The sequence below is a fragment of the Candidatus Dorea massiliensis AP6 genome, assembly GCF_964245105.1.
In the GTDB taxonomy this organism is placed as follows: Bacteria; Bacillota; Clostridia; order Lachnospirales; family Lachnospiraceae; genus Laedolimicola; species Laedolimicola intestinihominis.
Genome location: NZ_CAXTKW010000010.1, coordinates 34,203 through 47,009, shown reverse-complemented (window position 1 = coordinate 47,009; position 12,807 = coordinate 34,203). Strand labels below are relative to the sequence as shown.

The 12,807-nt window shown below is 44.1% G+C and carries 13 protein-coding genes and 1 pseudogene; 6 read left to right on the top strand and 8 right to left on the bottom strand.

What is annotated here, in order from left to right; all coding sequences use genetic code 11:
- The first annotated feature begins 16 nt into the window (after positions 1-16).
- The 3 genes and pseudogenes from ACESZP_RS11270 to ACESZP_RS11260 all read left to right on the top strand — a co-directional run.
- On the top strand, positions 17-442 hold the full coding sequence (locus ACESZP_RS11270; protein WP_117781223.1) for a phage holin family protein: 426 nt from the start codon (positions 17-19) through the stop codon (positions 440-442).
- A 41-nt stretch (positions 443-483) separates the two neighbouring features.
- Positions 484-1,362, top strand: a complete 879-nt coding sequence (locus ACESZP_RS11265; protein ID WP_499709053.1) for a GH25 family lysozyme — start codon at positions 484-486, stop codon at positions 1,360-1,362.
- Positions 1,340-1,627 (top strand): annotated as a pseudogene (locus ACESZP_RS11260) (recombinase family protein); the annotation flags it as partial. The gene ACESZP_RS11265 and the pseudogene ACESZP_RS11260, both read left to right, overlap by 23 nt.
- A gap of 63 nt (positions 1,628-1,690) precedes the next feature.
- Here the strand turns inward: ACESZP_RS11260 and ACESZP_RS11255 are convergent.
- The 8 genes from ACESZP_RS11255 to ACESZP_RS11220 form a co-directional block, all read right to left on the bottom strand.
- Positions 1,691-3,367, bottom strand: a complete 1,677-nt coding sequence (locus tag ACESZP_RS11255) for a recombinase family protein (protein ID WP_118742912.1) — start codon at positions 3,365-3,367, stop codon at positions 1,691-1,693.
- Positions 3,368-3,467: 100 nt separating this feature from the next.
- Positions 3,468-3,635: a TnpW family protein gene (locus tag ACESZP_RS11250; protein ID WP_118592106.1), complete on the bottom strand. Its 168-nt coding sequence runs from the start codon at positions 3,633-3,635 to the stop codon at positions 3,468-3,470.
- Between the two features lie 464 nt (positions 3,636-4,099).
- Complete coding sequence (locus ACESZP_RS11245; RefSeq protein WP_118592105.1) at positions 4,100-4,351, bottom strand: helix-turn-helix domain-containing protein; 252 nt, start codon at positions 4,349-4,351, stop codon at positions 4,100-4,102.
- Entirely contained in the window at positions 4,332-4,772 is a 441-nt protein-coding gene (locus ACESZP_RS11240) for an RNA polymerase sigma factor (protein WP_118592104.1), read from the bottom strand. The genes ACESZP_RS11245 and ACESZP_RS11240 overlap by 20 nt, the downstream gene beginning before the upstream one ends.
- Before the next feature lie 474 nt (positions 4,773-5,246).
- On the bottom strand, positions 5,247-7,574 hold the full coding sequence (locus ACESZP_RS11235) for an ABC transporter permease (RefSeq protein WP_499709052.1): 2,328 nt from the start codon (positions 7,572-7,574) through the stop codon (positions 5,247-5,249).
- On the bottom strand, positions 7,571-8,254 hold the full coding sequence (locus ACESZP_RS11230) for an ABC transporter ATP-binding protein (RefSeq protein ID WP_118592102.1): 684 nt from the start codon (positions 8,252-8,254) through the stop codon (positions 7,571-7,573). Before ACESZP_RS11230 ends, ACESZP_RS11235 begins: the two co-directional genes overlap by 4 nt.
- Before the next feature lie 71 nt (positions 8,255-8,325).
- A complete protein-coding gene (locus tag ACESZP_RS11225) occupies positions 8,326-9,363 on the bottom strand; it encodes a sensor histidine kinase (RefSeq protein WP_118592101.1) in 1,038 nt (345 codons plus the stop codon).
- Between the two features lie 8 nt (positions 9,364-9,371).
- Positions 9,372-10,058, bottom strand: a complete 687-nt coding sequence (locus ACESZP_RS11220; protein WP_118742914.1) for a response regulator transcription factor — start codon at positions 10,056-10,058, stop codon at positions 9,372-9,374.
- A gap of 345 nt (positions 10,059-10,403) precedes the next feature.
- Between ACESZP_RS11220 and ACESZP_RS11215 the strand changes: the two genes are divergently transcribed.
- The 3 genes from ACESZP_RS11215 to ACESZP_RS11205 all read left to right on the top strand — a co-directional run bounded on the left by ACESZP_RS11215 (position 10,404) and on the right by ACESZP_RS11205 (position 12,661).
- Positions 10,404-10,757, top strand: a complete 354-nt coding sequence (locus ACESZP_RS11215) for a helix-turn-helix transcriptional regulator (RefSeq protein ID WP_118592098.1) — start codon at positions 10,404-10,406, stop codon at positions 10,755-10,757.
- A 264-nt stretch (positions 10,758-11,021) separates the two neighbouring features.
- The gene (locus tag ACESZP_RS11210; protein WP_118592097.1) at positions 11,022-11,351 is read left to right on the top strand and encodes a plasmid mobilization protein; all 330 of its coding nucleotides are present in this window, start codon (positions 11,022-11,024) and stop codon (positions 11,349-11,351) included.
- Positions 11,312-12,661, top strand: coding sequence for a relaxase/mobilization nuclease domain-containing protein (locus tag ACESZP_RS11205; RefSeq protein WP_118592096.1), 1,350 nt, complete (start codon positions 11,312-11,314; stop codon positions 12,659-12,661). The genes ACESZP_RS11210 and ACESZP_RS11205 overlap by 40 nt, the downstream gene beginning before the upstream one ends.
- The last annotated feature ends 146 nt before the right edge of the window (positions 12,662-12,807 follow it).

Sequence of the window (12,807 nt, the reverse complement as noted above, 5' to 3'; positions counted from 1 at the left end):
AAAGGAGGACAAGACGATGAAGGAATTCTGGAATGCGGTACAGTTTGTATTTACGGCAGTCGGGGGATGGCTCGGCTATTTCCTTGGCGGATGTGACGGCCTGCTTTATGCACTGCTTGCGTTTGTGGTGATTGATTATATCACGGGAGTGATGTGTGCAATCAGTGACCAGAAGCTGTCCAGTGCAGTCGGTTTTAAGGGAATCTGCCGTAAGGTGCTGATTTTCCTTATGGTCGGCATTGCAAACATTATGGATGTACATGTCATCGGCACCGGAAGCGTGCTTCGGACGGCAGCCATTTTCTTCTACATCTCAAATGAAGGGATATCCCTTCTGGAGAATGCATCCCATCTGGGACTGCCTGTTCCGGCAAAGATAAAAGCCGTTCTGGAACAGCTCCATGACAGGGCAGAAGATGACAAAGACAACGGGGAAGGGTAGCACCTTCCCTCTTTTATTACAAAGAATTGGAGGATTATATTATGAGTCAGAAATTTGGAATTGACGTAAGCAGATGGCAAGGCAGTTTTGACTTTGCAAGAGCTAAGAGTAAGGAAGGCGTGGAGTTTGCCATTATCAAAGCCGGAGGTGCGGATTCCGGGCTTTATAAGGACAGCCAGTTTGAGGCAAACTATAAGAAATGCGTGGAATGCGGACTTCCGAAAGGGGCATATTTTTATGGAAATGCCAGAAGTACTGCAGAAGCAAAGAAAGAGGCTGGATATTTCTATTCACTCCTTAAGGGAAAGAAATTCGAGTACCCGGTCTTTTATGATGTGGAGGGCAGTATGATCACAAAGAACGACAGGAACACACTGACACAGATCATCAAGGCATTCTGTTCAGAGATGGAAGCAGCCGGATACTGGGTTGGCATTTATTCATCCGAGTCATTTTTTAACAGCGAGATGAACGATGGGGAGCTTACCCACTACACCCACTGGGTTGCCAGATGGGGAAAGAGCAAGCCAGCCCCGGCAAGCGGTGCGGAAACACAGATCTGGCAGTTTGGCGGTGAGACGAACCTTATCCGCAGCAATAAGATCAACGGACAGACCTGTGATCAGGATTACTGCTATGTGGATTTCCCGGCAAAGATCAAGGCAGCAGGACTGAATGGTTATGCCAAGGGAAACAGCAGTGCTCCGGCTCCGGCAAAGAAATCAAACGAGGAGATCGCAGCAGAGGTCATTGCCGGAAAGTGGGGTAATGGCACGGAAAGACAGAACCGTCTGTCTCAGGCGGGATATGATTATTCTGCCATCCAGAGCATCGTGAATAAAAAGCTCTCTCCATCCAAGAAATCCGTGGATGAGATCGCAAGGGAAGTCATTCATGGTGACTGGTGTTGTATGCTCTAAAAGACTTCTTAATCAAGCGGTTGGGAAGTCTCTTAGAACACACAACCTAAAACCGAAGAAAGGAGCGCAAGTTATGAGAAAAAATGAGAAAATCACAGCTCTGTACGAACGACTGAGCCGTGATGACTTTGGCAAAGATGATGACCAACAGCGTGAGAGCAATTCCATATCCAATCAAAAGGCTATGTTGGAGGAGTTCGCCGCACGGCAGGGCTTTACAAACATTGTCCATTTCACGGACGATGGCATTAGCGGCACCTGCTTTGTTGAGGTAAGATAACGTAACCTTTTTTGTAGGGGCGGTTATCTTACCTCTTTTTGATATATGTTAGATAGCATAACTCTTTACGTCGGCTCCTATCTGTCTGAAATAGGAGATACTTTCGGTTGGCTTGTCGCCTGTATCAACTCTGCCGACAAAGCTATAAAAGATTTCAATTTTTCGGGTGTTCGTTTCCTTATCCAGTTCGTGAATAAGAATACGGTCGATAAATTCATGGACGTTCTCGTAAGTCAATTCCTCAATCGCCGTATATTTACGGACAAGGGTAACAAACCTTTTCACGTCTGCGCTGCGCTCGGCGGCGGTGTCAAGCTCCTGTGTCAATTCCGCGATACGTCGCGTCAGCGTCTTTTTTTCTTCATCATAGCCGGAAGTCAAGAAAGCAAACTGTTCATCAGAGAGTTTCCCTAAAGCGTTGTCCTCATACAGTTTACGGAATAAGACGTTTAATTCGCTCATTCTGCCCTGTGCCTTGTCAAGCTCCTTGTGCTGCTGCGCCATTGTTTTCTTCATGGCTTGCTCGCTGCACTCATTCGCCGTTTGGATAAATGCCTGTTCATGGGTCTGCACATAGGACAGTACCCGTTGCAGGTCGGCAAGGACAAGTTCTTTCAATACGCTTTTACGGATATAATGCGTGGTGCAAAGCTCCCCGGTTCTGATACGGTTTCGGTATTTCCCGCAAGTGTAAGCGTGTTTACGTTCCAATGTTCCGGCTCCCTGCTGCAAATACATTTTGTAGCCGCAATCTCCACAAAAGAGAAGTCCCGAAAAAATGTCGATTTCGTTTACTTTCGTAGGGCGATGTTTGGTAGCAATCCGTTTCTGTGCAAGGTCAAAGGTTTCTTCATCAATCAAAGGTTCATGTGTGTTAGGGAAGAAGTATTGCTTTTCTTCCGGGTTCTTCTTTGTCTTTTTTGATTTGTAAGATACCTTATAGCTTTTGCCTGTAATAGTATGCCCCAAATATTCCTTACGGGTAAGAATGTCATACAGCGTCTTATCCGGCCAGTTGTAAATACAGTTTGGGTGTGGGCGCGGGTGGCGGCAGCTCCCGGAACGACGATAACGCATTTCGGAAACGGTCAGTATTTCATGCTCTCGCAGCCAGTTCTGTATTTCACAAATACGGTCGCCGCGCACATACATAGCAAAAATCTGTTTTACAACGTGTGCTGTTTCCGGGTCGGGCAATAAATGATTGCGGTCGTTAGGGTCAGCTATGTAGCCGTAAGGCACTTCGCCATTGACGCGCTCGCCTTTCTGCGCCTTTGCCTGTTTGACCGCCCGAATTTTCTTTGAAGTATCGCGAGCGTAAAACTCATTAAACCAGTTTCGCAGCGGGGTAAATTCGTTGTCGTCCCTTGCTGTGTCTACACCGTCGTTAATGGCGATATAGCGCACTTCGTATTCCGGGAAAACAATTTCGATAAGCTCCCCGGTTTTAAGATAGTTACGTCCAAGACGGGAGAGGTCTTTTGTTATGACCGTTGCCACGTTTCCGGCTTCTACCTCGCGGAGCATGGATTGAAGCCCCTCACGCTCAAAACTTACACCGGAAAATCCGTCATCAACGAAAAAGCGCGTATTGAAAAAATGGTGGTCGTCTGCGTACTTCTGTAAAATTAGCTTTTGGTTCTGTATGCTTTCGCTTTCTCCGGCTTGCATATCCTCTTGACTTAATCTGCAATATAAAGCGGTTATCTTGTCTGCCTGTAACATTTTGTCCTCCTCTCTGACAGCAGACAAGCATGGTATTTGTACTGATAAAATTATACCATGAACCGCTGCTAAAGTCATGTCCTAAATATGAAAAAACGCCCTATTTTCGGGCGTTTGCGGCGTTTAGCTCCATATCTTTACGAATGAGCTTTTTTATCTTTTTGTCGAGTGTATCCGTCGCTCGTTCACTCTGCGCCGAACATACAAGATAAGTAACTTTTCCAATTTTGTGTTCCGTTGTGGTAACGGAAGATTGATTTTGCGACAAAAGAAAAGCCCCCTTTCTTTCGCTCGTTTAATAGTTCAGTTTATGAATAGTGGCAAGTCCACTATTCCCGGTAATTTATAAAGGAGCTTTAATCAGACGGTCAATTAGCTTCTTAACCTCACGGGAATTGCACCCCTGCGCGGTTCTCGCGCAGCCCTACCCATTGCCTGCGACGCTCTGAACGCTCGGACTATGGCGATAAGGGAGTATCATTATGTATTTTGCGCTTCGTCGCCGACAGGCTGCTATGCCTGTTTTCCGGCGTCGGTGTTGGTCGCTCGGTTATCCCGGGCGGGAAAGTCCCGCCGGGATAACGTCATGGCGCACCCGCCGCATGGCTCGGCGCAAAAGGAACGTATCTGATTTGCCCTATGCTGCGCCGCCGTTATCTTGCGCCGCTTTCTTTGTCAAGGTACAAAAGACAGAAATACGCAAAGCGGAAAGGGGTGGAACACTTCGCGTTTTTAATTATCTGTCTTAAAGGATAGGACAGCCCGCATGAGCTTTGCTTGCAGCCGTTCCCGTAAGTCCTCGTCTACGCCGTAATAGGTATTGCCGCTTTCGTCGCGGATTTTCTTCATAGACAAATGGGCTATGTAGCTTTGGTAGTGCTGCATTACAATTTTCATGGCGTCGGGGTCGCCCTTTGTCGCGGCTAAAATGACCGGGTAGGGTAACAAGCCGCGCTCATTTTCATTACAATTCGTTCCATTCATCAGCGCGTTCCTCCAAATATCGTTTTAGCAGTTCAAAAGAGCTTGTCCGTCTATACTGTACTGTGCTGCGGGGTACTTTCATAAGCTCCGCGATTTCAGCGTCGGTCATGCTGAAAAAGTAATACAGTAAAACAGCTTGCCGTTTTTCTTCCGGCAGGGAGTGCATTGCTTCGGCAAGCAGCTTCGCCGTAATCTTCAAACCGCCTGCACAAAAAGCGTCCTCGTCCTCATTGACAAAATATCTGTCAACGGTATAAAGCTGCTTTTCCTCATGCGGGGCAAGGTCTGAAAAGTTGACTTCGTGCTTTCGCCGACTTTTGCTTTCCCGGCAGGCGTCAATCAGTTCGTTGCGTAGCGTGTGTTTGCAGTACGCATTAAACTCACATCTTGTCTGCCATTCCAACCGATTAGGATAATCCATGTTCTCACCCCCTTTCGTCCCGGGGGCGGGTTATTTATCCCCTTTCGGCTGCCTTCCACGGACGCACCGCAGATTTGCCAAACGGAATAGAAAAGTTTTTCAAAAAAGTTTTGAAAAACACAAAATGCGCCCGTCTGCAAGGCGCAGACGGACGCAAAGGAAATGTAAGCAGTATTCAGATGATTTGACAGTTCATACTCATGGGTAGACTTGCCCGGTGGTGGAGCTATGCTTTTTTTAATTGATGAAGCTCATGGGTATTATGGAATACCAAAGTAGACACGGCGGCAACCTCCTAAAATGCCGCCGTGTCAGTTCACGGTGTTTGGGTCGTCGTAGGTTTGGGATAGACGAAAAGAAACGGCGGCTCTGAAAAATCAAAGCCGCCGCGATAGAATAGGCGCGTGAAAATGTGTCTGCTTTACGACGGCTTTTTTTCTTTTGCCGTCGTGCGGCAGATATTATATTTCTATTTTATAACTCATTTATGGTTGCTGTTATTGCCATGTTTCTTATACGCTTTGCCGGGGCATATACAGCCAAAATACACGAAACAAGAACCAAAAGGACTATGATTTCCATTGGAACAACAGGGACTTTCCATGTTCCTCCGAAGTGCGTAACAATTATCTTTACATAAATCAGATAGTGAAGCAACAGACCTAAAACAAATCCAATAATTGTACCACAGGCAGCGTAAGTGATTGCTTCAGCCGTTATCATTTTTGTAATTTGCCGATTTCCCATACCAACTGCTCGCATTGCTCCGTATTGTTTTATTCTTGCGGACACACTCATGGAAATACTGTTCATAATGTTTAATATCGTGATGAATGAAATAATTGCAAGAAAACCGTATGCTGCAAGCCGGAATACCCAATAGGAACCATTGACATCACTGTTTTCTGCCCGGTTGTCTGCGAACACATAATCACTTGATAAGATGCGGATTTTGCTTACTTCTGTTTCGGATATATTTTTTTCCAATACGACACTTACTAAGGCATAGTCCTGTTCTCCTGTAAGCTGTGTATAGGTTTCTTCTGAACAGACCATTGTTGCAGCACCGCTGACACTACCTACTCCCTCGGAAGCGATACACGCAATTTCAATTTCTGTATCTCCGATTTTTATTTTGTCGCCAACATTTAACCGATTATCTTGATTATAAATCGCCAGTGCATAGCCAGAATTACCATAGACTTTTGATAAATCTCCACTCATAACTGACTTCTTAAAGCTGTCAAGCATGGACTCGTCATAGGAAAACAAATCAACTGTTCCTGCATTGCCGTTAATTTCAACAGGATATGCTACATGAAGTTTTGTACCGAAAACGGATTTTACTCCGGGGATTTCTGAAATATCTTCCGCAAGATTTCTGTCTACGGAATTTGTTTCATCTTCGCTACTTATGACTATATCCGGTGTAAAATCGCTTACAGACGGAAGTAGCTTATGCACAAGGTCAAGGCAGGCGGCAAACGATAGAAAAAGAGCAATCGTAAGCGCAAATGAGCCTGTAATAAGGAATAAATTTTTCTTTGCCTCGGTTGCGTGATGAATACCTAAAGAAGTTTCTATCTTGAAAACGCCTGACTTTGCTGCACAACCTCCATGCTTTGATGTTCCTGTGTTTCCCGATACTGCGGCTACCGGCGAGACCTTTGCTGCCTGTTTTGCAGGGGAATGAGCTGCGATAAATACTGTAACAATACCAACGACAGCTCCGCAAAGAATACCCGTCACACTTACGGAAAAAAGCGGCATATCTGCCCATTCTCCCTTTACGAGAAATCTTAATATCGCACATAATATCCAACAGGTTATTGTTCCCAGTATACAACCAATCGGAATTGCCGTTTTACACCAATTCAATGCTTCAAGCCTTACAAAATGTATGATTTGTTTTTTACTTGCACCGATACACCTCATCATACCAAAAAATTTCGTCCGTTGTGCCACAGTACTATTCATGCAGCTTGAAATCATAAACACACCCGAAATTAGTATAATGACAAAGCAGATTGCCGCTAATGGGTATAGCTGATTTATACTGTCGTTACTGCTGGCTCCCAACATACTTAAAACAGCCATATTTTCTTTTACATTTTCGTCAGTTAAATTGTATTTCAGCTTGAAATCAGCAATCGTTTTTTTCAATCTGTTTTCATTTTGAAAACGAATGTAGAATTGAGAAGCAGATGTTTCTCCGTTCAAACTGCGGATATGATTAAAAGTATCCCGGTTCACATATACGCAAATTCCGTTTACCATACTGTTAAATTCAGAATCATCTTGATAAAATCCAGTAATGGTATATCCCAAATCCCCTGCATGAGTATTTAAGGTAATGCTGTCCCCAACTTTAACTCCGAAAAGTTCTTTTGCATCAGCACTCAGTACCACTTCTTTTTCATTCTGCGGATAATTGCCCTCGGTTGGATAATTCATAATATTGGTTGAGTATGCTTCTTCGATACCATAAATAACAGCATTTTTGCCGCCTATATAATAATCTTGTTCTGCGTTTGCGTTTATACTGTCGTACCAAGAAGAAAATGCTACATCATTGTCTTTTCTGATTTGCTCCGCTTCATTATCCTGTATATTTTGCAGAGCTATATGCCAGTCTCCGTGATTGTGGCGCATAGCTGTGGTTTCCGCTTTTGTCCACATTTCTACCATAGAAAAAATAGAGGTTACGAGAAATACCGCAAGGATAATGCAAATGCGTGTCATACGACTTTGACGCTTATGTACCTTTGCAGAAATAGGCACAAGGCTTAAATAGCTTTTCATTCGCGGCACCTCCCCAAATCGGTCAGCACACCGTCTGATACCTGCAATATCCGATCTGCGCTCTGTGCAATACTCCTGTTATGAGTAATCATAATAATGGTCTGCTCATATTTCCTTGACGCTTCTTTCAACAAGGCTATGACTTCGCTACTGTTCTGTGTGTCAAGATTGCCCGTTGGCTCGTCTGCAAGGATTAACGACGGGCGTGTGATAAGGGCGCGTCCGATTGCCACACGCTGTTGCTGACCGCCGGATAACTGGCTCGGTAAATGATTGCGCCGTTCTTTCAGATTAAGAACCGTAAGCAGTTCTTCCAAGTATTTTCTGTCCGGTTTCTGATAATCAAGCAGCACCGGAAAAATGATATTTTGCTCAACGGTCAGTTCGGGAATAAGATTAAACGCCTGAAAAATAAACCCGATATTTCTACGGCGAAAGACTGTAAGCCTGTTGTCATTCATGGAAAAAATTTCTTTGCCGCCAATTACGACTTTACCGGACGTAGGCGTATCAAGTGCGCCTATCATGTTAAGCAGCGTACTTTTTCCAGAGCCGGATTCTCCGACGATAGCCACATACTCGCCCTTTGGAACGGAAAAACTGACCTTTTTCAAAGCGTGTACGGCGGTTTCGCCGCTTCCGTAAGTTTTACAAATATTGTTGACTTCCAATAAGTTCATGTGTAAACACCTCTTTCTGTTTTGATAGCCCCAATATAACAGAGAAACCCTACATCAATATTACAATCAGCCTACAATTTTGTAGGGTTAAGAAAATTTATTGTGAAAGAGGTTCCCATTCCCACTGTGCTATCAACTTCAATCGTTCCGTTATGGGCTTCTACAATCGCTTTTGTGAGTGACAAGCCAAGCCCTATACCCTGTGTGTCTTTAGAAAAACGGCTACGATAAAACCGCTTAAAAATATGGTATAAGTCATCCGGGTGTATGCCGCTTCCGTTATCTTTTACGCTTATCTGAACAATAGAAGTGAACGCCCGCCACTCAATACGGATAAGTCCGCCTTTTTCTGTGTGGTCAAGAGCGTTCTTTACAAGGTTGCTGATAGCTTCGATAATCCAGTTTCGGTCACATAAAAGTTTAATTTCTTCATTGCCGGATAAACAGATTTCTTTTCCCTCCTGTTCGGCACGAAACAGGAAATGCTTTTTTATGTTCTTTGCAAGCTCAGATACATTTTCTAAAGATTTTTCCAATATAATCGTACCCGCATCCAGCTTTGTGATTTTCAAAAGACTTTGTACCAGTGTTTCTATACGGTCAAGCTCCTGCTCGGAAAGCTGGCTAAATTCTTGTATGGTCGGCAGTTCCTTTGCTTCGCCCTGTATAATACCATTGTAAATATTGAGAGCAGCAAGCGGTGTCTTTAGCTGATGTGAAATATCCGATATGGTATTTCGCAAAAATTTCTTTGCGCTCTTTTCGTTTTCAGCATGGGCGTTCAAGATTGCAACTAAAGAATTAACTTCATGGAACAGTCTGTATAGCTCGCCTTCATCGTTACATTCAATGGTAACTTCTTTGTTCCCGGAAATATATTCTGTAATCTGCGATATAGCATTTTCCATTATTTTATGTTGTTCCTTAAAATATCCGTAGCAGAATAACAGGATTGCAGCTCCCATACATACGCTGCAAAATATGATGTAATACACCGTATTTCTAACATCAAGGTTCACTAACACGGTTGAAATCAGTACAAAAACCAAGATACAGGACAAGATACTGCAAAAAAGAAATTTAATTTTTCGGTTTGCCAATATTTTCATCATACACCTCAATCTACTGTATTCCATTTATAGCCCATGCCGCGAACCGTAACAATACGCTTCGGTTCTCCCGGATTGTCCTCAATTTTTGTACGGAGCCTGCGGATATATACGGTAAGGGAATTATTATCTATATAATTTTCATTACAATCCCATAGTTTCCCCAAAATCTGTTCTGCGGAAAGTACCTGGTCGGGATTTTCCATAAAGAAACATAACAATTTATACTCGCTTGCTGTCAGTTCAAGTAACTTTCCCTGTTTATAGACCTCGCCTTTCAAAAGCCTTATGCTTATATCGTTGGAGGTCAATTCTGTAACTTCGGTATTAAAATTTTCACTCCTGCGGAGCAGTGCATTAAGCCTTGACAGGAATATTGCTAATTTGAAAGGTTTTGTAATATAATCGTCACCGCCTATATCAAGCCCCATAATAATATCTGTTTCTTCATCTGCGGCAGTAAGAAACATGATAGGTACTTTTGAGGTACTGCGTATCTTTTTGCAGAAATCAAAGCCAGAACCATCGGGAAGCGATACATCTAAAATTGCCAAATCATATTTACCATTTTCCCATAAAGTATCAGCTTCCAGTGTGGTACGGGCAACATCTATTTCATATCCTTGTTTTTTTACGGCAAAGGAAAGACCGCTGATTAAGCTCATATCATCTTCTAATAGAAATAACTGTTTCATTTTTTATCTCGTTCCTTTCCTTGCTTTGTTCTACCGTCAATCGGCTTTTCAGCGTTCGTAGGTATCAGCCACATATACCCCAGTTTTGAAACGCCCGGTATGCGGTTTTGGCTACAAAGTATCTGTACCCGCCTTTCAGATATACCCCACTTTTCGGCTGCTTCGGGGCAAGACATATATTCCATGATTTACCAGTCCTTTCCTCATACATAATCAGTATAATTATAATCGGACAGACGAATAATAGCAAGTGCTTAACTATGAATTATTTAAGCTACTGATATGAATTATGTAGACATATCCAAGAGAAAAGAGGAACAGTACAATGTAACTGGGTGAATAATTATGGCAAAAAGACCAGTAGAAAAATATGACTTCAAGGCTTTTGGAGAAGCGATAAAAGCAGCGCGGACAGAGAGAAAAGAGAGCCGCAAGAAAGTAAGCGACGAAATGTTTATTTCTCCTCGCTACCTTGCGAATATTGAGAACAAAGGGCAACACCCAAGTCTGCAAATCTTTTTTGAGCTTATGCTCCGTTATGATATATCCGTAGACCAGTTTCTTTTAGAGAAGCCGGACACAAAAAACACGCAACGTCGGCAGCTCGATACATTGCTTGATACTATGAGCGATAAGGGAATACGGATTGTAACCGCAACGGCGAAAGAAATTAAGGAAGTCGAAAAAGAGGACAAATGAGAACGTCCGTTAAAATTGAATATGGATTTTAGGAAGCGTTGTAATCTTTTTAAGATTACAACGTTTTTCTTTTGTATAAGTTCGGCAAAATGGCTTTTTCTCCGTAGAGGGAAATAAGGGTATAAAAGATAAAAAACTTTCTTAGCAAGCATAGGAAGCGGGTACCCACTTCCGTATTTTGCCCGCCCTGCTCTGCGGCAACGTCGGCAAAATTGCTTGTTGGGAAGTGTCCCAAACCCTCGGAATGGAAAGGAGCGTCAAAGCATGGACGGACGAAAAAGGACGGTGCAAATCAAATTCAGAGTAACGGAAGCAGAACGGGATTTAATTCTTGAAAAAATGAAGCTGATACCCACCCGGAATATGGCGGCGTATCTTCGCAAGATTGCCATTGACGGGTATATCGTGCAAGTAGACCATACCGACATAAAAGCAATGACAGCGGAGATACAGAAAATCGGTGTCAACGTCAATCAGATTGCAAAGCGTGTGAACAGTACGGGCAGCGTCTACCAAGAGGACATAGAGGAAATAAAGGGGGTGCTTGCGGAAATATGGCGGTTACAAAGATTAAGCCTATTAAGGGAACGCTAAACAAAGCCCTTGACTATATCCAAAACCCGGAGAAAACGGACGGGAAAATGCTTGTGTCCTCCTTTGGCTGCTCCTATGAAACGGCAGACATTGAGTTTGCCTTTACCCTGTCGCAGGCGTTGGATAAGGGCAGCAATTTAGCCCACCACTTGATACAAGCCTTTGAGCCGGGAGAGGTAGACTATCAGACCGCCCATGAAATAGGGCGGCAGCTTGCCGACGCAGTAACCAAAGGTCAGCACGAATATGTTTTGACTACTCACATTGACAAGGGGCATATCCATAACCACATTATTTTCTGCGCGGTCAATTTCGTAGACCACCACAAGTACAATTCCAACAAGCGCAGCTATTACGGTATACGGAACATGAGCGATAAGCTGTGCCGGGAACATGGCTTATCAGTTGTCCTTCCGAACCGGGGCAGCAAGGGAAAAAGCTATGCAGAGTACCAGGCAGAGAAAACAGGTACCAGTTGGAAAGGCAAGCTGAAAATTGCCGTGGACGCGCTCATTCCCCAAGTATCAAGTTTTGAAGAATTGCTATCCAAATTGCAGGCGGCGGGCTATGAGATAAAGCAGGGAAAATATATATCCTGCCGCGCTCCCGGACAGGAACGGTTTACCCGCTTAAAAACCCTCGGCGCAGATTATACAGAGGAAGCTATCAGAGAACGGATAAGCGGCAAACGCGCCCGCGCTGCGAAAGCTCCCCGCGCAGATCGCGGCGGCGTTAGTCTGCTCATTGATATTCAGAACAGTATCAAGGTGCAGGAAAGCCGGGGCTATGAGCAATGGGCAAAAATCCATAATCTGAAACAGGCAGCGAAAACCATGAATTTCTTGACAGAACATAAGATTGAACAGTACGCAGAATTGACCGCGAAAATCACGGAAGTTGCCAAAGCAAGCGAACAGGCAGCGGACAGCTTGAAAGAGGTTGAAAAGCGGCTTACCGATATGACGCTGCTTATCAAGAATATCAATACCTATCAAAAGACCAAGCCCGCCTATGCTGCCTACCGCAAGGCAAAAGATAAGGAGAAATACCGGACAGCCCATGAGAGCGATATTATTCTCTATGAAGCAGCGGCAAAGGCAATTAAGGCGGCGGGGATAACCAAGCTACCAAGCCTTGCCGCCCTGCAAGCAGAGTACGCAGCACTTCAAGAGCAGAAAGAAGCCCTGTATGCCGACTATGGGAAGCTGAAAAAGCAGGTCAAGGAATACGACGTTATCAAGAAGAATATCGACAGTATTTTGAAAGTGGAACGTCAGCCTGAACGGGAAAAAGAAGCAGAGCGCGGATAAATGAGCGCAAAAAAAGAACGGACGCGGCAGCCGATATGTTGGCCACCGCGCCCGTTTTCTCATAGGTGCAGCTTTTGAAATGTTACGCAGTAGAACCGCGATTTTAGGGGTAAAGGTATCAATCCTTTACCTCTTTGTTTTTGTGT